17 protein-coding genes and 1 pseudogene are annotated in these 24,280 nt (G+C 74.4%); 9 read left to right on the top strand and 9 right to left on the bottom strand.

Going from position 1 to position 24,280, the window contains the following annotated elements:
- Nucleotides 1–11: 11 nt before the first annotated feature.
- The 3 genes from CHR28_RS29705 to rfbC all read left to right on the top strand — a co-directional run bounded on the left by CHR28_RS29705 (nt 12) and on the right by rfbC (nt 4,768).
- Nucleotides 12–2,042 carry a DEDDh family exonuclease gene (locus CHR28_RS29705; RefSeq protein ID WP_094056794.1) on the top strand — a complete coding sequence of 677 codons (2,031 nt, stop codon included), beginning with the start codon at nt 12–14 and terminating at the stop codon, nt 2,040–2,042.
- A 169-nt stretch (nt 2,043–2,211) separates the two neighbouring features.
- The gene (locus CHR28_RS29700; RefSeq protein ID WP_094056793.1) at nt 2,212–4,155 is read left to right on the top strand and encodes a glycosyltransferase family 2 protein; all 1,944 of its coding nucleotides are present in this window, start codon (nt 2,212–2,214) and stop codon (nt 4,153–4,155) included.
- Between the two features lie 4 nt (nt 4,156–4,159).
- Nucleotides 4,160–4,768, top strand: coding sequence for a dTDP-4-dehydrorhamnose 3,5-epimerase (rfbC, locus tag CHR28_RS29695; RefSeq protein ID WP_094056792.1), 609 nt, complete (start codon nt 4,160–4,162; stop codon nt 4,766–4,768).
- 59 nt (nt 4,769–4,827) lie between these two features.
- Here rfbC and CHR28_RS29690 read toward each other — a convergent pair whose 3' ends face one another.
- The 7 genes from CHR28_RS29690 to CHR28_RS29660 form a co-directional block, all read right to left on the bottom strand.
- Nucleotides 4,828–5,631, bottom strand: a complete 804-nt coding sequence (locus tag CHR28_RS29690) for a methyltransferase type 11 (protein WP_094056791.1) — start codon at nt 5,629–5,631, stop codon at nt 4,828–4,830.
- On the bottom strand, nt 5,618–6,505 hold the full coding sequence (gene rfbD, locus CHR28_RS29685) for a dTDP-4-dehydrorhamnose reductase (RefSeq protein WP_094056790.1): 888 nt from the start codon (nt 6,503–6,505) through the stop codon (nt 5,618–5,620). Before rfbD ends, CHR28_RS29690 begins: the two co-directional genes overlap by 14 nt.
- On the bottom strand, nt 6,502–7,482 hold the full coding sequence (gene rfbB / locus CHR28_RS29680; RefSeq protein ID WP_094056789.1) for a dTDP-glucose 4,6-dehydratase: 981 nt from the start codon (nt 7,480–7,482) through the stop codon (nt 6,502–6,504). The genes rfbD and rfbB overlap by 4 nt, the downstream gene beginning before the upstream one ends.
- A 19-nt stretch (nt 7,483–7,501) precedes the next feature.
- The gene (locus CHR28_RS29675) at nt 7,502–8,569 is read right to left on the bottom strand and encodes a glucose-1-phosphate thymidylyltransferase (RefSeq protein WP_094056788.1); all 1,068 of its coding nucleotides are present in this window, start codon (nt 8,567–8,569) and stop codon (nt 7,502–7,504) included.
- A 103-nt stretch (nt 8,570–8,672) separates the two neighbouring features.
- Nucleotides 8,673–8,846: a hypothetical protein gene (locus CHR28_RS29670; RefSeq protein WP_179272598.1), complete on the bottom strand. Its 174-nt coding sequence runs from the start codon at nt 8,844–8,846 to the stop codon at nt 8,673–8,675.
- A gap of 213 nt (nt 8,847–9,059) precedes the next feature.
- Nucleotides 9,060–9,479 (bottom strand): CBS domain-containing protein, encoded by a 420-nt coding sequence (locus tag CHR28_RS29665; protein ID WP_094056786.1) that lies wholly within the window; start codon nt 9,477–9,479, stop codon nt 9,060–9,062.
- 73 nt (nt 9,480–9,552) lie between these two features.
- Entirely contained in the window at nt 9,553–10,488 is a 936-nt protein-coding gene (locus CHR28_RS29660; RefSeq protein WP_373453400.1) for a LysR family transcriptional regulator, read from the bottom strand.
- A 156-nt stretch (nt 10,489–10,644) separates the two neighbouring features.
- Here CHR28_RS29660 and CHR28_RS29655 point away from each other — a divergent pair, with 156 nt between their 5' ends.
- Nucleotides 10,645–11,340, top strand: coding sequence for a type 1 glutamine amidotransferase domain-containing protein (locus tag CHR28_RS29655; RefSeq protein ID WP_094056785.1), 696 nt, complete (start codon nt 10,645–10,647; stop codon nt 11,338–11,340).
- Nucleotides 11,341–11,482: 142 nt separating this feature from the next.
- Here the strand turns inward: CHR28_RS29655 and CHR28_RS29650 are convergent, their stop codons facing one another.
- Nucleotides 11,483–13,936 carry a SpoIIE family protein phosphatase gene (locus tag CHR28_RS29650; protein WP_107473145.1) on the bottom strand — a complete coding sequence of 818 codons (2,454 nt, stop codon included), beginning with the start codon at nt 13,934–13,936 and terminating at the stop codon, nt 11,483–11,485.
- Between the two features lie 185 nt (nt 13,937–14,121).
- Between CHR28_RS29650 and lanKC the strand changes: the two genes are divergently transcribed.
- From lanKC to CHR28_RS29630, 4 genes are all read left to right on the top strand, one after another.
- Nucleotides 14,122–16,743: a class III lanthionine synthetase LanKC gene (gene lanKC / locus CHR28_RS29645; RefSeq protein WP_094056784.1), complete on the top strand. Its 2,622-nt coding sequence runs from the start codon at nt 14,122–14,124 to the stop codon at nt 16,741–16,743.
- A gap of 55 nt (nt 16,744–16,798) precedes the next feature.
- Nucleotides 16,799–16,915, top strand: a complete 117-nt coding sequence (locus tag CHR28_RS29640; RefSeq protein WP_094056783.1) for a SapB/AmfS family lanthipeptide — start codon at nt 16,799–16,801, stop codon at nt 16,913–16,915.
- A gap of 84 nt (nt 16,916–16,999) precedes the next feature.
- Complete coding sequence (locus CHR28_RS29635) at nt 17,000–18,751, top strand: ABC transporter ATP-binding protein (protein ID WP_094056782.1); 1,752 nt, start codon at nt 17,000–17,002, stop codon at nt 18,749–18,751.
- Complete coding sequence (locus tag CHR28_RS29630) at nt 18,748–21,312, top strand: ATP-binding cassette domain-containing protein (protein ID WP_306437584.1); 2,565 nt, start codon at nt 18,748–18,750, stop codon at nt 21,310–21,312. Before CHR28_RS29635 ends, CHR28_RS29630 begins: the two co-directional genes overlap by 4 nt.
- Here the strand turns inward: CHR28_RS29630 and CHR28_RS29625 are convergent.
- Nucleotides 21,235–21,855, bottom strand: a pseudogene (locus CHR28_RS29625) (LuxR C-terminal-related transcriptional regulator); the annotation flags it as partial. The gene CHR28_RS29630 and the pseudogene CHR28_RS29625 sit on opposite strands and share 78 nt — an antisense overlap.
- A 227-nt stretch (nt 21,856–22,082) precedes the next feature.
- On the opposite strand from CHR28_RS29625, the gene CHR28_RS29620 reads away from it, so the two are divergent.
- On the top strand, nt 22,083–24,230 hold the full coding sequence (locus CHR28_RS29620; protein ID WP_094056810.1) for a PP2C family protein-serine/threonine phosphatase: 2,148 nt from the start codon (nt 22,083–22,085) through the stop codon (nt 24,228–24,230).
- Nucleotides 24,231–24,280: the final 50 nt, after the last annotated feature.

Raw genomic sequence — 24,280 nt, 5'->3', positions numbered from 1 at the left:
ATCCTTCCTCCATGTCTCTCCTCTCCCCTGCCTTCGATGCGTCCGGCCTGCGCGACTACCCCCACGACTGGGCGGTGGTCGACGTGGAGACGTCCGGGCTGGTCGCCCGCCGGGACCGGGTGCTGTCCCTGGCCGTGGTGGTCCTGGGCCCGGACGGGGAGCAGACGGACGAGTTCTCGACGCTCCTCGACCCCGGCTGCGATCCGGGGCCGGTGCACGTCCACGGGCTGACGTCCGAGAGGCTGCGCGGTGCGCCGGTCTTCGACCGGGTCGCGCCGCGGCTCGCGGGGATGCTGCGGGACCGGGTGCTCGTCGCGCACAACGCCCAGTTCGACTACGACTTCCTGGCCCACGAGTTCGCCCGGGCCGGTGCCGTGCTGCCGGTGGCGCGACGCCTGTGCACGCTCGCGCTGAACCGGCGGGTCGATCCGCCAACCGAGGACCTCAGACTGGGCACGCTCGCCGCCCACTACGGCGTCCGGCAGGTCAAGGCCCATGACGCGCTCGACGACACCCGCGTCCTGGCGGGCGTGCTGCGCGCCTCGCTGCGGGAGGCGGCGCGCCTGGATCTGCCGTTGCCGTTCGTGTCCTGCCCGCCCCGCCAGGACCCCCGGTTCGCTCCCCGGACGCCCAAGACGCCGTGCGCTTACCGGAATCCGGGCCGGCTGGAGCCGGGCGGGCCGCTGGTGCAGGGCATGAAGGTCGCGCTCACCGGCGAGACGCTCAGGGCACGCGCAGAACTGGAGCGGCAGGCCGTCGAGGCCGGGCTGAACGTCATGACGTCCGTCAGCCGGCACACCAGCGCGCTCGTCACCAACGACGCCTCGTCCGGCTCCGGCAAGGCCCGGCGCGCCCTGGCCGAGGGCGTGCCGGTGCTCGACGAGCCCACGTTCGTCAGGCTGCTGGCGGACGTACGGCCGGGGACACCGCATGAGCGCACCCGACCCTCCGATGCGGCGATCCCCTCACCCGCGACGCCCTCCACCACCGCCCCCGCGCAGCACCCCGACCCGAAGCCCGCGATCCCCGCTCCGCCCGACCCCGCACAGCCCGGCCCGGTACCCGCCGTCACCGACCCCGCGCGACCCGACCCGAAGCCCGCGATCCCCGCTCCGCCCGGCCCCGCGCAGCCCGACCCGGAGCCCGCGGTCTCCACTCCCCCCGGTTCCGCGGAGCCGGCACCGGCACCGGCCACGCCGCCGCGCCCGGTGCCCCCGGTGCGCCCGGTCACCGGGGACCGTCCCCTGGCCGGACGGCGCGTCCTGGTGCTGGGGGGTACGCATCCCGAAGCCGTCGCGGCCCGTGGCCGGGTCGTCGAGCTCGGCGGGGCAGCGGCGATCAATCTGTCCGCCAGCGTCACCGACGTCGTGCTCCTGGCCGGCGGCGAGCGGGACCGCCGGATGAAGCGGATCACCGCCCTCGCGTTCCCCACGCACGGCGCCGCCTGGCTCGACGCCCCGGCCATCGCCCCGCTCCCCCGGCAGGGCGGCACGCCGTCGGCACCGTTGGTCCTGCCGCGCGGCGGCGTCGTCGACCTGCCGCAGCCGTGCGGGTCCGTGCCCGCGGCCCCCTGGACCGTCACGGCGAGCTGGGCGCAGCAGACGTCGTGCGAGATCGACGTGGTCGCGTTCGTCGTCGACGACGACGAACAGGTCTGCTTCGACGAGGACTTCGTCTTCTACGGCGCGCCGGAGAACCCGGGCGGGACGGTGCGGCTGCACAGCGACGGGCCGACCGAGCAGACGATCGGCGTCGATCTCGCCGCACTGCCGCCCTCGGCCCGCAAGGTCGTGGTCGCCGCCGCCATCGACGGCTCACCCACCTTCGGTGACGTCGGCGCGATCCACATCAGCTCCGGCCCCGGCCCCAGCGCCGCACCCCTGGTCCAGGCCACGCTGGACGCCGCGACCACCGAGCGCACCCTGCTGCTCGCCGAGCTCTACCGCCGCGGCCCGCTGTGGCGCCTGCGCACCGTGGGGCAGGGGTACGACCGAGGGCTGGAGGCCCTGGCCCGGAGCTACGGCGTGGATGTCGCCGACTGAGCGGTCTTGACCGCGAACAGACAGACGCCGCAGCTCAGTTGCCTGCGGACGAGATGATCACGGCGAGGTCTCGAAAGGTGAGGGGGCCTCGCCGAGCGGGTTAGCATCGGGCAACACGCAGTACAACAGGACGTCTACGGCAAGCGACCCGAAGGGGCCCGGAAACCCGATGCCGGTCAAGGTCAGCGTCATCGTCCCCGTGTACAACCCGGGGATCTACATCGAGGACTGCATCTCCTCGCTGCAGCGGCAGTCGCTGCCTCCCGACGAGTACGAGGTGATCTTCGTCGACGACGGCTCGACCGACCAGACCCCGGCCCGGCTGGACGCGCTCGCTGCCGAGGACCCCCGGATGAAGGTCATCCACCAGGAGAACTCCGGCTGGTCGGGCAAGCCCCGCAACGTCGGCATCGAGGCCTCCCGGGGCGAGTTCGTGATGTTCGTCGACAACGACGACTACCTGGGCGACGAGGCCCTGGAGCGGATGTACGACTACGGCGTCGCCAACGGCGCCGACGTGATCGTGGGCAAGATGGCCGGCAAGGGCCGCGGGGTGCCGGTGGAGCTGTTCCGCCGCAACCACCCCCGCGCCACCGTCGAGAACGCCCCGCTCATCGACAGCCTCACCCCGCACAAGATGATCCGGCGGGCGTTCCTCGACCGCATCGGGCTGCGCTTCCCCGAGGGCAGACGGCGCCTGGAGGACCACGTCTTCATCGCGGAGGCGTATCTGCGCGCGGAGAACGTCTCCGTGCTCAGCGACTACGTCTGCTACTACCACCTCAGGCGCGACGACGGCTCCAACGCCGGTTTCGAACGCTTCGACCCCGTCGGCTACTTCAAGAACCTGCGTGAGGCCCTCGACGTCGTCGAGCGGTACACCGAGCCCGGCCCGGTGCGCGACCGGCTGTTCCGCCGCTGGCTGCGGGTGGAGATGGTGGAGCGGCTGCGCGCCCGGCGGTTCCTGAGACTGCCGGACGACTACCGCAGGGAGCTGTTCGCCGAGATCCACGAGGTGGTCGTGGAGCGCTTCGGGCCCGGCGTGGCGGCCGGTCTGCAGCCGACGCAGCAGGTCGTCGCCGCCCTGACGGCCGCCGACCGGTACGACGACGTGGTGGCGTTCGCCGAGTGGGAGGCGGGCGTCGCTCCCCGGGCGACCCCCCTGCACGTCGAGTGGCGGGACGGCTCGCTCGGCATCGGTTTCACCGCCGAGTACGTGTCCGCGGGCGAGCCGATGGTGTTCCCGGCCGACGCCGAGGCGGCGCCGCTGACCGACGTGCCGAAGGACGTGACCGAGGCGGTGCGGTGGGTGGCCTCGGAGACCGCCGCGCGCTTCGGGCAGGCCACGGCCGATCTGCTGCTGCGGGAGCGCTCCAGCGCCGCGCAGTACTTCCAGCCGGTCGAGTTCACCCGCGAGACCGTGCCCGCCGGGGACGGCGAGGAGGTACGGCTGGTGCTGCGGGCGACCGCCACCGTCGACCCCGCCGCCCTGCCGGCCGGCGGCGTCTGGGACGCGCTCGTCCGGGTGAAGCTGGGCGGCTGGACCAAGGAGTGCCGGCTGGGCCCGGCGCCCCGTGAGGACCGGCCCGCGCCGGGAGCCGGCGTCGTCGGCGACCGCACGGCCCTGCCGTACTGGACGCAGCCGCACGGCAACCTCTCCCTGGAGTTCGGCACCCGCGGCAAGCGGCTCGGGCTGGGCGCGGTACGGCGGACGGACGTCACCGTCTCCGGCAGCCGCTTCCAGGTCCCTCTTCCGCTGCACGTCCCGGGGGAGACGGAGGTGCGGCTGCGGCTCGTCTCCGCCAGCCGGTTCTTCGACGCGCCCGGTGTCCTCTCCCCCGCCCCGGACACGGCGGGGTCCGTGCTGGCGGCGGACCTGCCCGCCGAGGAGCTCTCGGACGGCGTCTGGCGCGTCGCGCTGTGCCCGGCCCCGGGCGGCGAACGGCCGCGCTTCACGGGCCTGCCGTTCGCCCTGCGCGCCGCCGACGGCACGCTGCGGGTCGTGGAAGTGCCGCGGCCCGGAGTGGCACTGCGGCTGGCGCGGCGGGCGCGGCGCGTGCTCGGCACCGCGCGCCGCTCGGTGTTGTCCCGTATCAGGACCGGAGGAAAGTGACGGAATGCGACCACTGGGGATAGAAGGCGCCTGGGTGCTGGAGCCCAAGGTCTTCCCGGACGAGCGGGGCAGCTTCCACGAGTGGTTCCGGGGCGCGGAGTTCTTCGAGGCCACGGGCCGTGAGCTGTCGCTGGCCCAGGCCAACGGCTCGGTCTCCCGGCGGGGTGTGCTGCGGGGGGTGCACTTCGCCGACGTGCCGCCCAGCCAGGCGAAGTACGTCACGTGCGTGCGCGGCGCGGTCCTGGACGTGGTGATCGACATCCGCGTCGGCTCCCCCACCTACGGGACGTGGGAGGCCGTCCGGCTGGACGACGACACGCGTGCCGCGGTCTTCCTCGCCGAGGGCCTGGGCCACGCCTTCATGGCGCTGACCGACGACGCCACGGTGGTGTACCTGTGCTCGGCGGGATACGCCCCGGAACGCGAACACGGCATCCACCCGCTCGACCCGGCGCTCGGCATCGAGTGGCCCGAGGGCATCACGCCGGTGCTGTCCCCCAAGGACGAGCAGGCCCCGACGCTGGCCGAGGCGGAACGGCAGGGACTGCTGCCCTCGTACGAGGCGTGCCTGGCGTACTACGAGGAGCTGCGCGGCGACCGGCGATCCGCCTGACGGGCGCGGAGAGACGACGACGCCGGCCGCCCCCTTCCGGGGCGGCCGGCGTCGGTGTGTCAGCGGCTGACGCCGACCTGCTCCAGGGCCTTGCGCAGGGGCTCCCAGCCCACGGAGCGCGGCAGACCGCGGTTGCGGGCCTGGGCCAGCGGGCGCCAGAAGCCGGCTTCCAGGAGCGCCTCGGGGCGTACGGCGCCGGCCCGCTCCAGGATCGCCTCCGGGACCTTCTGCGGGTCCGGGACCTTGTACTCCGCCATGATCTCGTCGTACTTGTCGTGCAGCACCGTGTTCTTCGGGTCGGCGCCGAAGACGACCAGCTGACCGGTGGGCGCGGTGTCCACCTGGATGGTCACCAGGTCCGGGCGGTAGCGGGCCAGCACCTCGGTGATCTTGAAGACGTCACCGGTCCAGGCGTTGGTGTGCCGGTCGCGGGCCGCCTCGTCGATGCTGCGCGGCAGCATGTCGTCGAGGACGATCACGCTGGACCAGTCCGAGTACTTCTCGACGTTCATGAAGTCGCGCAGCGCGAACTCGAACAGGTGCATGCCGTCGATGAAGGACAGGTCGAGCGTGGTGCGGCGCCAGTACCCGATCGGGCTGCGGCCCCGGCGCAGGTTGCGCAGCGGGTGCCGGCCGCCCTTGAGGTGCTGCAGCGGGTTGTCCCGGGCGAAGAAGTCGTCGCTGGTGGCCTTCACCAGGTGGACGTCGCACTTCAGCTCCGAGACCACCTTGAAGGCGGGGTCGATCGCGATGCTGGGGACGCGGGACAGCGTCAGGCTGCGCCCGTCGTTGACGCCGATCTCCAGGTAGTTGCGGTTGGCGCTGACCTTGTGCAGTTCCCGGAGGAACTCATGGCGTTTCACGAGGAAGACCTTCCTTGCGGATGCGGGGCAGTGCTTCGTGCAGGGCGGAGCGCCACTCGCGCGCCAGCGGCAGGCCGATCTCCTGCCACCGGTCGTGCGCGAGGGCGCTGTACGCCGGGCGGGGCGCGGGCCGCGGGAAGGCCGCGCTGCTGGTGGGGCGCACCCGCTCGGGGTCGGCGCCGATGAGGGCGAACACCTCGCGGGCCAGCTCGTACCAGCTGGCCTCGCCGGAGTTCGTGGCGTGGAAGACGCCGTGCGCGTCCGGGCCGAGCCGGGGTCCGAGGTCGGCGATCCGCTCGGCGACGTCCGCGCTCCAGGTGGGCTGCCCGCGCTGGTCGTCGACGACGTCGAGGGTGTCGCGGCGGCCTTCGAGATCGATCATGGTCCGCACGAAGTTGCCGCCGTGCACCCCGTACAGCCAGGCCGTGCGCACGACCGCGCTCGCCCCGGGGAGCTCCTCCAGCACTGCCTGCTCGCCGGCCAGCTTGGTGCGGCCGTAGGCGGTGCGCGGTCCCGCCGGGTGGTCCTCCGGGTAGGGGGCGGTGCGGGACTCGCCGGAGAAGACGTAGTCCGTGGAGACGTGGATCAGCCGGGCGTCGTGCGCGGCGCAGGCCCGGGCGAGCAGGCGCGGGCCCGTGCCGTTGATCTCCAGGGCGCGGGCCTCGTCGGTCTCGGCGTCGTCGACGGCCGTGTAGGCGGCGCAGTTCACGACGAGGTCGGGGGTGTGCTCCCGGACGGCCGCGTCGACGGCGTCGGGGCGCGTGATGTCCAGGGCGGCGCGGTCGAGGGCCACGACCGTCTCACCGCGGCGGGTGAGCTCCTCGGTGACGTCGTGCCCGAGCATTCCGCCGGCGCCGGTGATCAGCCACTTCATGCCCGCTCCTGGGCGACGCGCCGCTTCAGGGGCTCCCACCAGGCGCGGTTGTCGCGGTACCAGGCGACGGTCTCGGCGAGCCCGGTGGTGAAGTCGTGGCGGGGGCGGTAGCCGAGTTCGTCGCGGGCCTTGGACCAGTCGACCGAGTAACGCAGGTCGTGGCCCTTGCGGTCCTCGACGTACTCCACGCGGTCCCAGTCCGCGCCGCAGGCCTCCAGCAGCAGCCCGGTCAGCTCCTTGTTGGTGAGCTCGGTGCCGCCGCCGATGTTGTAGACCTCGCCGGGCCGGCCCTTGGTGCGCACGAGGTCGACGCCCTGGCAGTGGTCGTCGACGTGCAGCCAGTCGCGGACGTTGCGGCCCTCGCCGTACAGCGGCACGTTCAGTCCGTCGAGGAGGTTGGTGACGAACAGCGGGATGACCTTCTCGGGGAACTGGTGCGGGCCGTAGTTGTTGGAGCACCGGGTGACGCGCACGTCCAGGCCGTGGGTGCGGTGGTAGGCCAGGGCGAGCAGGTCGGAGGAGGCCTTGGAGGCCGAGTACGGGGAGTTCGGCTGCAGCGGGTGGGTCTCCGGCCAGGAGCCGGTCTCGATGGAGCCGTAGACCTCGTCGGTGGAGACGTGCACGAACGGGCCGGTGCCGTGGCGCAGGGCGGCGTCCAGCAGCGTCTGGGTGCCGAGCACGTTGGTGCGGACGAAGTCGGCTGCGCCGGTGATCGAGCGGTCCACGTGGGACTCGGCGGCGAAGTGCACGACCTGGTCGGCGTCGGCCACGAGCTTGTCGACGAGTTCGGCGTCGCAGATGTCGCCCTGCACGAACTCCAGCCGCGGGTGGGTGAGTTCGAGGTTGTCGAGGGTGCCGGCGTAGGTGAGCTTGTCCAGCACGGTGACGCGCGGCGCGTCGGCGGCGTCCGAGGCGAGCAGTGCGCGCACGTAGCGGGAGCCGATGAAGCCGGCGGCGCCGGTGACGAGGAGGTTCATGAAGTGATCCGCACCTTGCTCATGAAGTGATCTGCACCTTGCTGTGGTCTCCGAGGACGAATCGGTGGGCGCTGGGGACGCTGGGCGCCGGCGTCACCTCGACGTGCCGGCCGATCAGCGAGGACTCGATCCGGCCGACGCCCTGGATCGAGGAGTCCCGCAGCACGATGGAGAACTCCAGTTCACTGTCGGTGATCCGGCAGTTCTCCGCGACGGAGGTGAAGGGCCCCACGTAGGAGTTGCTGACGAAGGTGCCCGCGCCTATGACGGCGGGGCCGACGATGCGGGAGTTGACGATCCGGGCGCCCTCCTCGACGACGACCCGTCCGATGGTCTCCGAGGCCTCGTCGACGTCGCCGTCGATGCGGCGCTCCATGCCTTCGAGGACCGTGCGGTTCACCTCGAGCATGTCGCCGACGTTGCCGGTGTCCTTCCAGTAGCCCTTGATGACCGTGGAGCGCACGTCGGCGCCGGAGTCGATGAGGTGCTGGATGGCGTGGGTGATCTCCAGTTCGCCGCGCCAGGACGGTTCGATGGCGCGGACCGCCTCGTGGACGAGGGGCGTGAACATGTAGACGCCGACCAGGGCGAGGTCGCTCTTGGGCTCCTCGGGCTTCTCCTCCAGCCCGATCACCTGGCCGGACGGATCCAGTTCGGCGACGCCGAAGGCGCGCGGGTCGGCAACGCGCGTCAGGAGGATCTGCGCGTCGGGCCGGTGGGTGCGGAACTCGTCGACGAGGCCGGTGATGCCGCCGACGATGAAGTTGTCTCCGAGGTACATCACGAAATCGTCGTCGCCGAGGAACTCCCGGGCGATCAGCACCGCGTGGGCCAGCCCGAGGGGCCGCTCCTGGGGGATGTACGTGACCTTCAGGCCGAACCTCGACCCGTCCCCCACCGCCTCTTCGATCTCCGCGGCCGTGTCCCCGACGATCATGCCCACGTCGGTGATGCCGGCGTCGGCGATCGACTCCAACCCGTAGAACAGGACGGCCTTGTTGGCCACGGGCACCAGTTGCTTGGCCGACGTGTGAGTGATCGGCCTCAGCCGTGTTCCTGCACCGCCGGACAGCACGAGAGCCTTCATTCAGCTCACCTTAGTCGCCATCCGGTGGTTGTGAACATCACTTCTTTCGGTTGTCGACGCGCGCAGTTGTCCGGCGCGTCACCGAGTGGTTCTCACGGAGTGGTCAGTCCTCGCCCCGGACGATGTTCCACTCCGGCCCGGAGTGCGCAGTTCCGGGAGCGGCCCGGTCCTCCACGGCGGGGAGGCAGGTGCGCAGCGCGGCCTTGCCGCGCAGGCGACGTGCCTGCGACCAGCCGGTCTCCGGGCGACGGACGGCGGTCTTCTCAGGGGTGTCCATGGGCGTCACGACTCATCATCTTCCTTCTGCATCCGCAGGTGTTCGAGTCCCCAGGGTGAAACCGGACAAACACGGATGCGGACGCCCGGGCCCCGTTCCCCGAACCCCCCTGCGCGGTCGCGCTGTTCACCGCATCGTGGGACGGCCCGCGCACGGAAACGGACGGCCCCGCGCACGGAGGGGTGCGCGGGGCCGTCCGGCGGGTCGGCGTGGTCAGGTGTTGGGACGCGCGGCGCTGATGTCGCCGAGCGCCGACTCCGGGTCGCGTTCCATGGCCAGGTCGCCGAGGGAGACGATGCCCACGGGGTGCCCGTGGTCGACGACCGGGATCCGGCGCACGGAGTGCTCGCGCATCAGCTCCACCGCGTGGCCGAGGTCCTCGTCGGGGCCGACGGTGACCAGCTCGTCGCTGCAGGCGCCGGCGACGGTGATCTGCTCGGGGTCGCCGCCCCGGCTGACACAGCGCACCACCAGGTCGCGGTCGGTGACCGCACCGCGCAGATCGTCGCCGTCCGTCACCAGGACGACTCCGAGGTCCTCGTCGCGCATGAGACGCGCCACCTCGGCGACGGAGGTCTGCGGCTCTACGGTGACCGGGTCCCCGGTCATGATGTCGCGGACGTGCTGAGCCATGACGTTCCTCTTCCTTCGGCTCGTGCGGTTCTCTCCGTCTTGCGCGGTCCGGGTACCCGGACCGCGCGCGGGATCACCAGGTGCGTCCGGCCTCGCGCAGGCGGTCGCGGACGAGGGCGACGTGCGGGTTGGCGGAGGTACCGGGCCGCTGGACGAGGTAGCCGGTGTTGATCGGCGCGTCCTCGGGGGTGCCGAGGGCGACCAGGGCGCCGGACGCCAGTTCCCCGGCGCACAGATAGCGGGGCAGGACGCTGAACCCGGCTCCGGCCGTGACCAGCGCCAGGACGGCCCTCAGGTCCGGCACCGAGACGGCGGCCCGGCAGTTCAGACGCCGGCCGAAGACATGCCGCCAGTAGCGGCGCACGATGGGCAGGTCCTCGGCGTACGTGATCAGCGGCACGCCGTGCAGTGCGGCGGGCCCCTCGGAAGCCAGCTGCCCGCCGACCCGGTCGGCCCAGGCGGGGGCGGCGACCAGGACGAACTCCTCGTCCGTCAGCGGCTCCGCCGACAGGGTGCGGCCGCGGGGCCGGGTCGTGGCGATCACCAGGTCGTGCCGGCCGGCGCGCAGTTCGTCGAGCAGGGGCTCGGTCAGCCCCGTGGCGACGCGCAGCCGTACGCCCTCGGTGACCAGCGGGGCCAGGGCGGGCAGGGCCCGGGTGGACAGCAGTTCGGCGGGCCCGGCGAGGTGGACCGGCTCGGCGGGCGACTCCTGCCGGGGGCCGTGCCCGGTGGCTTCGGCGAGTGCGTCGAGAGGGCCCGCGACCCGGGCCGCGAGCTCGTCGGCCACGGCCGTCGGGGCGACCCCGCGCGGCAGCCGTTCGAACAGCTCACGGCGGGTCTGGCGCTCCAGCGAGCGGATCTGCGTGGTGACCGTCGGCTGGGACAGGCCCAGCAGCTGCGCGGCTGCCGTGAAGGAGCCGGCCCGGTAGACGGCCAGGAAGGTACGCAGCAGATTGAGGTCGGGCTGCGCGGGTGTCCCGGCCGCGCCGAGGGGGTCCAGGGGTCTCACACCATCCGAGCCTACCGCCCGCTGCCATGCGGATTTCTATGGCAGCCATCGGTCCGGACATTGGAAATGCGAGGGTCCGGGCGCCTACGGTCGTCCGTGTCCGAACCCCCTTGCCGCGCTGTTCCACCGCGGCCGTCCCCACGGAGATGCACCACCATGTCGAAGATCCTCTTCGTCGTCACCGGCGCCGACAGCTGGACCCTGGCCGACGGCTCCCAGCACCCCACCGGCTTCTGGGCCGAGGAGGCCGTCGCCCCCTACGAGGCCTTCCGGGCCGCCGGCCACGAGGTCGTCGTGGCCACGCCCGGCGGTGTCGTCCCCACCGTCGACCGGGCTTCGCTGGCTCCCGAGGTGAACGGGGGCCAGGAGAACGCCGACCGGATCGCGAAGGCGCTGGAGTCCTTCACCGAGCTGCGCAGTCCCCTCCGCCTGGAGGACGTCCGGCTGGACGACTACGCGGCCGTCTTCTACCCGGGCGGCCACGGCCCGATGGAGGACCTCGCGGTGAACGCGGACTCGGGCCGGCTGCTCGCCCGGGCCCTGGAGTCGGGCCTTCCGCTCGGTGTGGTCTGCCACGGGCCCGCCGCGCTGCTGGCCGCGGTGGGGGCCGACGGCCGGAACGCCTTCGCCGGGTACGAGGTCGCGGCGTTCACCAACGCCGAGGAGATCCAGGGCGGTCTCGCCGAGCGCGCGAAGTGGCTGCTGCAGGACCGTCTCACCGAGGCGGGCGTGACCGTACGGGCGGGTGAGCCGTGGGCCCCGCTGGTGGTCACCGACCGCAACCTGGTCACGGGCCAGAACCCGGCCTCCTCGGCACCGCTGGCCCAGGAACTGCTGAAGCGCCTGGGCTGAGCCCCGCAGGCCCCCGGAGCCCCGGAGCTCATGCGGCCCCCGGAGCCCCGAGCCACCGCACCCCCTGGAACCCTGGAGCTACCGCAGGCCCCCGGGACCCCGGAAGCCGCCCCAGCCCCCGGGGCCCGGCCGCTCTCCGCGCTCAGCGGCCCAGGACCAGTTCCGCCCACACCTGCTTGCCGCCGCTGACCGGCAGGGTGCCCCAGGTCGCCGAGAGGGCCTCGACGAGGAGGATGCCGCGGCCCCCGGTGGCCTCCCAGCCGATGCTGGTGGGGCGGACGGGGGTGCGCGGGGACGCGTCGGCGACGGCCACCCGCAGGCGGTTGTTGATGAGGGTGAGGTCCATGCGGACCCGGCCGTCGGTGTGGACGAGGGCGTTGGTGACGAGTTCGGAGACGACGACGAGCACGGCGTCCTGCTCCTCGGTGACGCCCCACGAGCGCAGGGTGCGCCGGACGAAACGGCGGGCCTGCCCGACCGCCTGCGGCACCCGCCACACCGTCCAGCTCTCCCGCAGCGGACGCGTGTCCATGCCGTCGTAGCGCAGCAGGAGCAGCGCGACGTCGTCGCTGCGCCGGGCCTCGCCGAGGAGGGCGTCGGCGACCAGCCCCAGGTCGACGGGGGCGGTCTCGGCCAGCCGGCAGGCGAGGCGGTCCATGCCCTCGTCGATGTCGGCGTCGGGCGTCTCGACCAGGCCGTCGGTGGCCAGGGCGATCAGGGTGCCGGGCGGCAGCCGGAGCGGGCTCATGGGGAAGTCGGCCCGGGTGATCACCCCGAGGGGCGGGCCGCCCTCGGCCTCCGCGATCTCGGTCCGGCCGTCCGGGTAGCGCAGCACCGGCGGCAGGTGCCCGGCCCGCACGCACCAGGCGGACCCCTCCTCCAGGTCGAGGTCGACGTAGCAGCAGGTGGCGAAGAGTTCGCTGTCCATGTCCATGAGAAGCCGGTTGGCGTGCGCGACCACCACGTCCGGCGGGTGCCCCTCGACGGCGTAGGCGCGCAGGGCGGTGCGCATCTGGCCCATGAGCGTGGCGGCACCGGCACTGTGGCCCTGGACGTCGCCGATGACGAGGGCCACGTGGTGGTCGGGCAGCGGGATGACGTCGTACCAGTCGCCGCCGAGCTCCAGCCCGGCCGTGCTGGGCAGGTAGCGGGCGACGGCCACCGCGCCCGGCAGCCGGGGCAGGCGGCGCGGCAGCAACTGGCGCTGCAGCATGCCGACGAGTTCGTGTTCGGCGTCGACGGCCCGGGCCCGTACCAGCGCCTGTCCGGCGAGGCCGGCGCAGGCGGTGAGCAGGGCGCGTTCGTCGGCGCCGAAGTCGTGCGGGGCGTCCCAGCCGATCAGGCAGGCCCCGGCCATGCGGTTCCCGGCGGGCAGCGGCAGGACGGCGAGGCCGCCGGGCCCCACCTCGCCGAGGGCGCGTTCCAGGGGGCTGCCGGCGGGCCAGATCCGGGCCCGGCCCTCGCGCAGCGCGGCGGCGAGGGTGGGCATGGCCCGCACGGGCGCGTCGGGCCACTCCCCGCGCCATTCGCTGCGCCACAGCTCGGGCCAGGCCTCGGGTTCGGGCGGGTCGAGGACGGTGACGACGAGCCGGTCGCCCTCCAGCTCGGCGAGCGCGATCCGGTCGGCCCTGAGCGGCCGGCGCAGGGCCGCGACCACGGCCTTGCCGACGTCGCGGACGGTGACGGCGGTGGCCAGGGCGGCGGCCAGGCGCTGCACCCGGGCCACGTCGGTGACGTCGGAGCGCAGGGTGGAGGCGTCGGCCACGGTGCCCACGAGCCGCGCGGGCCGGCCCTCGCCGCCGGGCAGCAGGCGCCCGCGCAGCCGCAGCCACTTCGGCGGCCCCGTGGGCTGGAGCACGCGGAACTCCAGCTCCCGGTCGCCGATGGACATGTGGTCGGCCTCCACGACCGACATCAGGGACGGCAGGTCCTCCGGCACGGTGAGGCCGAGCAGGGTCTCGACGCGGCCGTCGAAGTCGACGGGGTCGAGGCCGAACAGGTCCAGCAGGTCGTGGCCGACTCGGACGCGGCCGGTGTCCATGGCGAGGCTGAACGCGCCCGGCGGCAGCTCGGCGCCCTCGGCGGGCGCGGCCGGTGCGGTGTAGGCGACGGCCTCGGCGACGAGTTCCAGGCACTCGCGGTCGTCGGCGCCGAACCCCTCCGGACGCTCGCTCACGGCGAGCAGACAGCCGCCGCCGCCGTCGCCGGGCAGCGGCAGGGCCGTCAGGTGGAAGTCGCGGGACGGCACGCGCCGGGACTGGGCGTGGGCGGCGAGTTCCGCCGGCCCCAGGGAGACCGGCCGCTCCTCCCGGTGGGCCACCGCGACCGGGGACCGGCCGGCACGCGGGTAACCGTCGCGCAGTCCGTAGAGGGTTCGGGGCACCCCGGCCGACTCGACCAGGCACAGCAGTTCGCCGTCCTCGCCGGGCGTGTAGACGGCGGCGAACGCCGCACCGGCGAAGACGAGTGCCTGTTCGAGGACGCGGCGCACCCGGTCGGGTGACTCCTGATCGGCCGCGACCGCTTTGAGGGCACCTTCGGCACGCAGCGTTCGCGTTCCGCGTTCTCGGGCGCCCGGACTGACCACGTTGGCCATTACAGCGCTAATGAGACACCTGCGCAGCCCCTGTGAGCGTTCCGTGGACCCCGGCCCGCCCCTGCGCTCGAACGGCATCGAACATGTCTTGACGCATGCGTTCCGCACGGTGACCTCGTGACAGCCGTGACTGTGCGGGCCCTCGGCCGGCTGGAAGGCTCGGTCCTCGTCACGGAGGGGGACGCATGGACAAGCGGTACGAGGTGTACGCGCTGGCCGACCGGCATTTCTACGAGACGCCGGACCGGCTCGCCGACGGCGGGCAGGGGACGGCCGCGCACCTCTACGAGACGGCCCGCCGGCCGGTGCCCGAGGGCTGGGAGGCCGCGCGGATCGGCGACTGGCTGACGATGACGCCGCTCGGCCCGGACGGGAAGCCGGCGCAGGGCCCGGCGCAGGGCTGGAAGATCCACGCCTCGGCGACCCGCGCGAACGCGGGGGAGATCTCCGGGATCGTGTGGGACTACTGCGTCGAGCGGCGGATCCCCTTCAAGTTCGTCCCCGGTCCGCACCTGCTGCACCTGCGCAACACCAAGTACGCGCCGCGTGACGGCAGCGGCAAGTTCGTCACCGTCTACCCGGACGGCGAGGAGCAGCTGCACGAGGTGCTGCGCGGGCTCGGCGCGCTGCTGGAGGGGTTCGAGGGGCCGTACATCCTCACCGACCTGCGCTGGGGCGAAGGGCCGCTGTACGTGCGGTACGGCGCGTTCGCCCGCGCGTTCGTCGTGGACGACCGGGGCTCGCTGGTGCCGGCGGTGCGCGACGGTGAGGGACGCCTGGTGCCGGACCGGCGGTCGCCGTCCTTCCAGGTGCCCGAGTGGGTGACGCTCCCGGCGTTCCTCCAGCCGCATCTCGACGCGCGCAACACCACCACGGTCGGCGACCTGCCGTACCGCATCGAGAAGGCACTGCACTTCTCCAACGGCGGCGGGGTGTACGCGGGCACCGACACCCGCGACGGGCGCAAGGTCGTCCTGAAGGAGGGCCGGCCGCACGCGGGGCTCGCCTCGGACGGCGCCGACGCGATCGCCCGGCTGGAGCGCGAGCGGCGGGCGCTGGAGCAGGTCGCGGGCACGGGCGTGGTCCCGGAGGTGCGCGACTGGTTCGAGCTCGGCGGCCACCGCTTCCTGGTGATGGACTTCGTCGAGGGCCGTCCGCTCAACTCCTTCTTCGCGGAGCGGCACCCGCTGCTGGCGCAGGACCCCGACCCGGAGGCCGTCGCCTCGTACACGGCGTGGGCGCTGCGCGTCCACCGCCGGGTGGAGGAGGCCGTGGCGGCGGTGCACGCGCGCGGCATCGTCTTCAACGACCTGCACGTCTTCAACATCATGGTCGCCCCTGACGAGGAGTCGGTCTTCCTGATCGACTTCGAGGCCGCGGCCCCGGTCGGGGAGAACGGCCGTCAGGTCGTCGCCCACCCCGGTTTCTTCGCGCCGCCGGACCGCCGGGGCGCGGACGTCGACCGCTATGCGCTGGCCTGTCTGCGGCTGGCCCTGTTCCTGCCGGTGACCACGCTGTTCGTGGTCGACCGCGGCAAGGCGGCGCATCTGGCGGAGGTGATCGCGCAGCAGTTCCCGGACGTGCCGCGCGCGTTCCTCGACGAGGCGGTCGCGGAGATCACGCGGGAGGTGTCCGGCCGCGCGCCGGCCGCCGCCTCCTCGCCGGTGGACCCGGGCGACTGGCCGTACAGCCGGGACTCGATGGTCAAGGCGATCCTCGCCTCGGCGACCCCGGAGCGGACCGACCGGCTCTTCCCCGGGGACGTCGCCCAGTTCTCCGACGGTGGCGGGCTGGGGATCGCGCACGGCGCGGCCGGGGTGCTGTACGCGCTGGACGCCGTCGGCGCCGAGCGGTACGAGGAGGGCGAGCGCTGGCTGCTGGCCCACACCGCCCCGGCCCCGGTGGGCACGCCCCTCGGCCTGTACGACGGGCTCGCGGGCGTCGCGCTGGTCCTGGACCGGCTCGGGCACCGGCAGCGGGCCCTGGACCTGATCGAGGCGATCCTCGCGGAGCGCTGGCAGAACCTCTCCTCGGACCTGCACGGCGGACTGGCCGGACTGGGCCTGGTCCTCGGGCAGCTGGCCCGCACCACGGGCGAGAGCGAGCTGCGCGACCGGGCCGCCGACGCCGCGCGGATCCTGGTGCACCGGCTCGCCGAGCCTCCCCCGGCCGCGGCACGGCAGCGCGCCGGGCTGCTGCGGGGCGCGACCGGGCCGGCGCTGTTCCTGCTGCGGCAGTACGAGTGGACCGGCCAGGACGCCTGGCTGGAGGCGGCGGCCGTGGCCCTGCGCCGGGACCTGCAGTCCTGCGTGACCCGCGAGAACGGGGCGCTGGAGGTCGACGAGGGCTGGCGGACCCTGCCCTACCTCGGCGACGGCAGCGCCGGTCTGGGCCTGGTCCTCGACGACCTCGTCTCCCACGCGCCCACCCTCGCCGAGGAGTTCGCGGCCGCGCGCTCCGGCGTCCTCACCGCCGCCACCTCACGCTTCTACGCGCAGCCCGGGCTGTTCCAGGGCCGCGCCGGAATGATCCTGCACCTCAGCCGTACCACCGCGCCGGGCGCCGGCCCCGACCGGCTGGCCGGGCAGATCGCCGGGCTCGGCTGGTTCTCGATGGCGTACGAGGGCCAACTGGCCTTCCCCGGGCACCAGATGATGCGGCTGTCCATGGACCTCGCCACCGGAACGGCCGGGTGCCTGCTGGCGCTCGGCGCGGCCCTCGACCCGGCCACCGGCGCCCACCTGCCGTTCCTCCCGCCGCCGCACGGCGGCCCCTCGACGCGGTTCCGCGATCCCGCGGAGTCGTGACACCACCCCGTCCCCACGGATGACCACGGACGGACACCCGATGAAAGGACACACCATGGCACTTCTCGACCTGCAGACGATCGAGACCGAAGAGCGTACGGACGGCGGCGGCGCCAGCACGGTGAGCCTGATCTCCTGCATCAGCGCGGCGAGCGTCCTGCTCTGTCTCTGACCGACGGTCCGCGGACGGCTCCGGGCGGCTCCCTCCCCACGGGGAGGGGCCGTCCGGGGCCCACCCGTTCCACGGAAGGCCCGTATGACCACGCGTGCCGACGACGACCCGGCGGCCGGGCACGCCCGCGCGCTGCTGCGTACGGCCACCCGGCACAGCGCGGCCGGCTGTGCGGCCCTGTGCCTGGTGAGCACGGCGGCGACCGGTGCCGGGCTGCTGCTTCCGGCCGCGCTGGGCCGGACCCTCGATCTGCTGCTGGCGCACGCCCCCGCGACCCGCTGGGTGCTCTGCTGCGCCGGCCTGGTACTGCTGCTGGCCCTGCTGGACGCCGCCCAGACGGTCCTCACCGGCACCGTCGACGCCCGTTCGACCGCGTGGCTGCGGCGCCGGCTCACCGGGCACGTGCTGGGCACCGGGCCGCGCGCCGCCGACCGGTTCGGCTCCGGTGACCTCGTCGCACGTCTGGTCGGCAACGCCGCCGAGGCCGGGACCACGCCCGCGGCCCGTGCGGCTCTCCTGGCCGCGCTCGCCGGGCCCGTCGGCGGGGTCGTCGCGCTCGGCCTGATCGACTGGTGGCTCGCGACCGTCTTCCTCGCCGGAGCGCCCCTGCTGACCCTCCTGCTGCGTGCCGTCGCCCGGGACACCGCCGAGAGCGCGGCGCGCTACCAGCGGGCCCAGGGCGATATCGCGGCGGCGCTGGCCGAGGCCGTCGAAGGGGTCCGTACCGTCCGGGCGGCGGGTACGCAGGACCGGGAGACGGCCCGGGTGCTGCGGCCGCTGCCGGAGCTGTCCCGGGCCGGGCACCGCATGTGGCGCGTGCAGGGGCGGGCCGCCGCGCGGGCGGTCGCCGTGGCGCCGCTGCTGCACCTCGGGGTCGTCGCCGTGGCCGGTGTGCTGCTCACCCGGGGCCGGCTCTCGGTCGGCGAGGTGCTGGCCGCCTCGCGGTACGCGGTGCTCGCCACGGGCGTCGGCGTCCTGGTCGGGCGGCTCGCCGGGCTGGCCCGGGCCCGGGCGGCGGCCCGGCGCCTCGGCGAGGTCGAGACCGAACCGGCCGCCGTGTTCGGCACCCGCCCGCTGCCCGGCGGACCCGGCCGGCTGGAGCTGCGGGGCGTGACGGCCCGGCGGGGCGGACGCGCGGTGCTCGACGGGGTGGACCTCGTCGTGCCCGGGGGCACCGCCCTGGCCGTGGTCGGCCGCTCCGGTGCCGGCAAGTCCCTGCTGGCCGCACTCGCCGGCCGGCTCGCGGACCCGGACGGGGGCGAGGTCCTGCTCGACGGCGTACCGCTGCGCGACCTGCCCCATGACGACCTGCGCCGCGCCGTCGGCTACGCCTTCGCCCGTCCGGCGCTCCTGGGCGGCACGGTCGGGCAGGCGATCGGCCTGGGCCTGGCGTCCCCCTCCCCCGCCGCGATCCGTCAGGCGGCCCGCACGGCCCTGGCGGACGACTTCGTCCGCCGCCTGCCCGAGGGCTACGACACGCCCGTCGCCGACGCCCCGCGCTCGGGCGGCGAGTCCCAACGGCTCGGCCTCGCCCGGGCGTTCGCCCACGGCGGCCGTCTGCTGATCCTGGACGACGCGCTCTCCAGCCTCGACACGGTGACGGAACGCCGCATCGCCGACGCCCTCCTCGGCGCCGGGCCCGGCACCACCCGGCTCCTGGTCGCCCACCGCAGCGCGACCGCGGCCCGCGCCGACGCGGTGGCCTGGCTGGACGGCGGACGCGTACGGGCGGTCGGGCCGCACGAGGAACTGTGGCGGATCCCGGAGTACCGGGCGGTGTTCGGGGAGGCGGAGAACACGGCATACCCGGAGACCGAAAGCGGAGCACAACCATGACCGACACATCCGCGCGTGGCGGCCCCGAGGAGGGCCCGGCTGCGCTGGGAGGGCCGGAGCGCGACGCGACTGGACCGGGAGGGCCGGAGCGCGGCGCTGCCGTACCCGGCGGCGGCCCGGAGGGTGACAGGGGTGACGGGGGCGGTGCCGCGCTGTCCGTGCGGGGGCTGCGGTTTCTGCTGGGGCGCCGGCGGGCCCTGGCGCGACTCGTGTTCTGGTCCGTGCTGGAGACCGGGCAGACCTTCCTCATGGGCTACGGGACCGCCCGGGCCCTGGACGACGGCTTCCTGCGCGGGCGGGCGGACACAGGACTGGCCTGGCTCGCGGTGACCGGGGCCGGGGTGCTGATCGGCGCCTACGGCACCGCACGGATCCACGCCGCCCTCGCCGCCCTCGTCGAGCCCCTCCGGGACCGGCTGGTGCACCGGGTGGTCTCCCGCGGCGTGCGCACCGGCGACCCGGGAACGCTGTCGGGGCTGACCCAGCAGGTGGAGATCGCCCGGGACACCTTCGCCGGGCTGGTCATGGTCTCCCGCTCCTTCGTGTTCACCGCCGCGGGCGCCCTGGCCGGGCTGTTCGCGCTCGCCCCGCCGCTGCTGCTGGTCGTGGGCCCGCCGCTGGCCGCGGGTGTGGCGCTGTTCGCGGTGACGCTGCGGCCACTGGCCCGGCGGCAGGAGGCGTTCCTGGTCGCCGACGAGGCCCTGGCCGGACATCTGGGCACCGTCTGCCCGGGCCTGCGGGACGTCACGGCGACGGGCGCGGAGGCGCAGGTCGCCGCCGGTACCGGGGAGCGTGTCGAGGCGGAGCTGCGCGCGGCCCGGGCCCTGGCGCACTGGGGGGTGCTGCGGGTGGCGTCCCTGGCGGTCGGCGGCCAGCTGCCGATCGTGCTGCTGCTCGTCACGGCCCCCTGGCTCCTCGACCACGGCGTGACCGCCGGCGCCCTGGTCGGTGCCCTCGCCTATGTCACGCAGTCCCTGCTCCCCGCCCTGCGCAACCTGGTCCACGGCCTGGGCACCAGCGGCTCCCGCCTGACGGTGGTCCTGCGCAGACTGTCCCGAGCGGACGCCCCCGAACCGGGCCACGACCCCGCGACCGCCCGGACGCAAGGTCCGCGGCCGACCGACGACACCCCCGCCGCGACACCGCCCTCCCCAGAGTCGGTGCCCCACCAGGTCCCAGGCCCGGGGTCGATCCCCGACCGTAACCCCGCCCCGGAAGCGGTCCCCGACCGTAACCCCGCCCCGGAAGCGGTCCCCGACCACAGCTCCGGCCCGGAGGCAGTCCCCAGCCGTGGCCCCGCCCCGGAAGCCGCGCCCCACCGGGCCCCCGCCCCGGAAGCGGTCCCCGACCACAGCTCCGGCCCGGAGGCAGTCCCCAGCCGTGGCCCCGCCCCGGAAGCCGCGCCCCACCGGGCCCCCGCCCCGGAAGCGGTCCCCGACCACAGCTCCGGCCCGGAGGCAGTCCCCAGCCGTGGCCCCGCCCCGGAAGCCGCGCCCCACCGGGCCCCCGCCCCGGAAGCGGTCCCCGACCGTAACCCCGCCCCGGAGGCGGTCCCCGGCTGTGGCCCCGCCCCGGGAGCCGTGCCCGGCCGGGTCCCCGCCCCGGGGGCCAGCGGTGGACCCGTGTGCGGGCGGACTCCCGCGCCCCGGTCCCGGTCCGCCGCCGCGGGCGCCATCGCCCCCGCCGTCGAGCTGGCCGGTGTCACGTTCGCCTACGGTCCGGCCAGTGAGCCCGTGGTGCGGGGTCTCGATCTCACCGTTCCGGCCGGCTCGCATCTGGCCGTCGTGGGTCCCAGCGGTGTCGGCAAGTCGACACTCACCGCCCTCGTGGCCGGGCTGCTCACGCCGCGCTGCGGGACGATCCGGGTCGGCGGGCACCCGGTGCCCGGGCCGGAGGCCGCGGCCGGCCGGGTGCTCATCCCGCAGGAGGCGTATGTCTTCGGCGGCACCCTGGCCGAGAATCTCGCCTACTTGCGGGCCGGCCCGGTCCCCGAGGAGGAACTGCGCGCCGCGTCCGAGGCGGTCGGCCTCGCCCCGCTGGCCGCACGCCTGGGCGGACTAGGCGCGCGGGTCGACCCGGCGTCCCTGTCGGCCGGCGAGCGGCAGCTGATCGCGCTGACCAGGGCCTACCTGTCAGACGCCCCGCTCGCCCTGCTCGACGAGGCCACCTGCCATCTGGACCCCGGGACGGAGGAGCGCGCGGAGCGGGCCTTCGCCCGGCGGCCGGGCGGAACCCTGGTGGTGGTCGCCCACCGCATCAGCTCGGCCCGGCGGGCCGGGCGGGTGCTGGTCATGGACGGCCGGAACTCGGCGCACGGCCGTCACGAGGAGCTGATGCGGACCTCGGCGCTCTACCGGGACCTGGTGGGCAGCTGGGCGCCCGGGCCCTCCCGGCGGCGGTCAGAGCCAGCCCTGGCCCTGCGAGATGCGGATCGCGTCGATGCGGTTGCGGGCCCCGGTCTTGCGGGTGATGGCGGCCATGTAGTTGCGCACCGTCCCGTGGGAGAGGTGCAGGCTTCCGGCGATCTCCGCGATGGAGGCTCCCTCGGCCGCGAGGGATAACACGCTCAGTTCTCTGCGGGTCAGCGGCATCTCGGCCGCCTTCAGGAACCCGAAGCCGAGGGAGTCGTTGACGAAACGTTCCCCCTCGGCGACCCGGCGGATTCCGCGCAGCAGGTTCTGCGGCGACCCCTCCTTGTCGACATAACCCAGCGCCCCCGCTTCCACAGCACGTTTCAGCAGACCCGGTCGGCTCGCGGTCGCGAGCACCAGTAATCGCGGACGCACCTGGTCCGCGCCCGCCCGGCTCAGTTCTCCCAGCGGCGGGATGCCGTAGGAGTCCGCGCACTCCAGGTCCGCCGCGCACACGTCCGGCCGTACCGACCGGAGCAGGCCGGGCGCCCCGCGCCACGACGTGTCCTGCACCGCCAGATCGGGCTCCGCCCGCAGCCACTCCGCCAGCACCGATCGGACCAGACACTCGTCGTGCACCAACAGCACCCGGATCACTGCCACCCCCTCGGCTCGCCGTACGCCCCTCGTCCCTTGGAGCGCGTGCCCATTGTTCGTGACCGTGACCCTGCGTGGGTGCGAAGAACCGGCCATCAGGGTGCGCGGGGGCGCACACGCAGCGCCCGTACGCCCGGCCGCGCTTCCGATGCGGGGGCATGGCTCGCAGCAGTCGGGGTACACGGGGCGTCCCCCAAGCGGCCCTCCGGATGTGACCGGCGGTAACCGGGTGGGTCGCCGACCGTTCGTCGTGCGCGACGGGCCGCCAAGGGGGAGATTTAGTCCTGGGTCCGGTCGCGCGGCCGTGCGAGGAGGTGGTCGGCGTGTCCGACGGGCAGCCGTCCGCGCAGGCGCCGGCAGCCGCCAGGGCGCCGGTCGGCCGTCCGCTGCTGTCCCTGGCGCTGGCCTCGATGATGGACGAGGTGCACGCCCACTCGGGCGCGGTGTACCTGCTCGCGCAGGACCAGCCCGTGCTGGAGATGGCGGTGATGGCCGGGCTGCCGCGGGCATTCGCGGCGCCCTGGGAGCGGGTGGGGCTGACCGCGCCGATCCCGGTGGCGGACGCGGCGCGCGAGCGGCGGCTGGTCTGGGTGGGCGGCGAGGAGGAGATGGCCCGCCAGTATCCGCGCATCGCGGTGGTGCTGCCCTATCCGTTCGCCCTCGCCGCGGTCCCGGTCGCCACCGACTCCACGGTGTACGGCGCGGTCTTCGTGACCTGGCCGGGCGCGCACCCGCCGGAGCTGTCCGAGCACGAGCGCGAGCACCTCACCGCGGCCTGCGGACGGCTGGCGGTCCGGCTGGAGCGGGCCGCCCGGCAGAGCATCCCGCCGCACCCCGAACCCGACCTGGTCGCCGCGCCCCTGGGGGGCGGGGTGGCCGGGACGCTGGGCACCGTCGAGGCGGCCCGGATGGTGAGCCGGCTGCCGTACGGGCTGGTGTCGCTGGACCTGCACGGGCGGATCGGCTTCGTCAACGCGGCGGCGTCCGAGCTGCTGAACGTCCCGGTCAGCCGGCTGCTGGGCACACAGCTGTGGGCGTCGGTGCCGTGGCTCAACGACCCCGTGTACGAGGACCGGTACCGGGCCGCGCTGCTCAGCCAGCACATCACGTCGTTCGTGGCGCTGCGCCCGCCCGGCGAGTGGCTGTCGTTCCGGCTGTATCCCAGCACGACGGGCCTGAGCGTGCGCATCACCCGGTCCCGGGCCGTGTCAGAGATGAACCGGACCGTGCCACCGCCCGACGGGACGCCGTCCCGGCTGGTCACCATCTCGCAGGTGCTGAACCTGGCCGGGGCGCTGACCGAGGCGGTCGGGGTGCAGGACGTGGTACAGCTGGTCGCCGACGAGATCGCACCGGCCGTGGGCAGCCAGGCCCTGGTCGTGCTGGGGTCGCGGGCCAACCGGCTGCGCGTCCTCGGGCACCGCGGCTACCCGGACGCACATGTGGTGGAACGGTTCGACGGGCTGCCCCTGTCCGAACCGACGCCCGGCACGCAGGTACTGCGCACGGGCGTGCCGGCGTTCTTCGAGTCGCAGGAGCAGCTGGAGCGCCTGTACCCGGCGCGGCTGGCCACCCCCGACGGCTTCGCGGCCTGGGCCTACCTGCCGCTGATCGCCCAGGGGCGGCCGGTGGGGACGTGCGTGCTCTCCTACGCCGAGCCGCATCCCTTCCCGACCGAGGAGCGGGCGATCATGACCAGCCTGGCCGGGCTGATCGCCCAGGCGCTGGAGCGGGCACTCCTGTACGACGCCAAGCACCGGCTCGCACACGGCCTGCAGGAGGCGCTGCTGCCGCACTCGCTGCCGTCGCTGCCCGGCATCGAGGCGGCGGGCCGCTATGTGCCGGCCACGCAGGGCATGGACATCGGCGGCGACTTCTACGACCTGGTGCGCACGCAGGGCAAGGCGGCGGCGGTGATCGGGGACGTGCAGGGGCACAACGTCACGGCGGCCGGGCTGATGGGGCAGGTACGGACGGCGGTCCGGGCGTACACGGCCGTGGGCCAGGCGCCCGAGGAGGTCATGCGCAGCACCAACCGGCTGCTGCTGGAGCTGGGGTCCGACCTGTTCGCGAGCTGCCTGTACCTGCGGCTGGACCCGGCGCACGGGCGGGCCGTGATGTCCCGGGCGGGCCATCCGCCGCCGCTGCTGCGACGGCCGGACGGGCGGGTGCGCGTGCTCGACCTGGCCGGGGGTCCGCTGCTCGGCATCGACGCCGGGGCCGTGTACCCGACGACGGAGGTCGCTCTGGCTCCCGGTTCCCTGCTCGTCCTCTACACCGACGGGCTGGTGGAGTCCCCGGGCACGGACTTCGAGGAGGCCCTCGCGGATCTGGGCCACCGCCTGGCCGACGCCGGGGACCAGCCGCTGGACCGCCTGGCCGACAGCCTCGTACACCACGAACGCCACCACTCGGACGGCGAGGAACGGCTGGACGACATCGCCCTGCTGCTGATCAGGGCGGTCGGGTAGGCCGGCACGGTAGGCAGCACCGCGTGCGCCCCGTCGGCCGGATCGCCCGG

Source organism: Streptomyces sp. XY006 (assembly GCF_002237655.1).
GTDB classification, from domain to species: domain Bacteria; phylum Actinomycetota; class Actinomycetes; order Streptomycetales; family Streptomycetaceae; genus Streptomyces; species Streptomyces levis.
The sequence above is the reverse complement of the archived record's forward strand: the minus strand, read 5'-3'. Positions and strand labels throughout refer to the sequence as shown.

What these genes read in the sequence shown, in the direction of transcription:
- CHR28_RS29705 (WP_094056794.1), top strand. Translation starts at nt 12, where the DNA reads ATGTCTCTCCTCTCCCCTGCCTTCGATGCGTCCGGCCTGCGCGACTAC.
- CHR28_RS29700 (WP_094056793.1), top strand. Translation starts at nt 2,212, where the DNA reads ATGCCGGTCAAGGTCAGCGTCATCGTCCCCGTGTACAACCCGGGGATC.
- rfbC (WP_094056792.1), top strand. Translation starts at nt 4,160, where the DNA reads ATGCGACCACTGGGGATAGAAGGCGCCTGGGTGCTGGAGCCCAAGGTC.
- rfbD (WP_094056790.1), bottom strand. Translation starts at nt 6,505, where the DNA reads ATGAAGTGGCTGATCACCGGCGCCGGCGGAATGCTCGGGCACGACGTC.
- rfbB (WP_094056789.1), bottom strand. Translation starts at nt 7,482, where the DNA reads ATGAACCTCCTCGTCACCGGCGCCGCCGGCTTCATCGGCTCCCGCTAC.
- CHR28_RS29675 (WP_094056788.1), bottom strand. Translation starts at nt 8,569, where the DNA reads ATGAAGGCTCTCGTGCTGTCCGGCGGTGCAGGAACACGGCTGAGGCCG.
- CHR28_RS29670 (WP_179272598.1), bottom strand. Translation starts at nt 8,846, where the DNA reads ATGGACACCCCTGAGAAGACCGCCGTCCGTCGCCCGGAGACCGGCTGG.
- CHR28_RS29665 (WP_094056786.1), bottom strand. Translation starts at nt 9,479, where the DNA reads ATGGCTCAGCACGTCCGCGACATCATGACCGGGGACCCGGTCACCGTA.
- CHR28_RS29655 (WP_094056785.1), top strand. Translation starts at nt 10,645, where the DNA reads ATGTCGAAGATCCTCTTCGTCGTCACCGGCGCCGACAGCTGGACCCTG.
- CHR28_RS29650 (WP_107473145.1), bottom strand. Translation starts at nt 13,936, where the DNA reads ATGGCCAACGTGGTCAGTCCGGGCGCCCGAGAACGCGGAACGCGAACG.
- lanKC (WP_094056784.1), top strand. Translation starts at nt 14,122, where the DNA reads ATGGACAAGCGGTACGAGGTGTACGCGCTGGCCGACCGGCATTTCTAC.
- CHR28_RS29640 (WP_094056783.1), top strand. Translation starts at nt 16,799, where the DNA reads ATGGCACTTCTCGACCTGCAGACGATCGAGACCGAAGAGCGTACGGAC.
- CHR28_RS29635 (WP_094056782.1), top strand. Translation starts at nt 17,000, where the DNA reads ATGACCACGCGTGCCGACGACGACCCGGCGGCCGGGCACGCCCGCGCG.
- CHR28_RS29630 (WP_306437584.1), top strand. Translation starts at nt 18,748, where the DNA reads ATGACCGACACATCCGCGCGTGGCGGCCCCGAGGAGGGCCCGGCTGCG.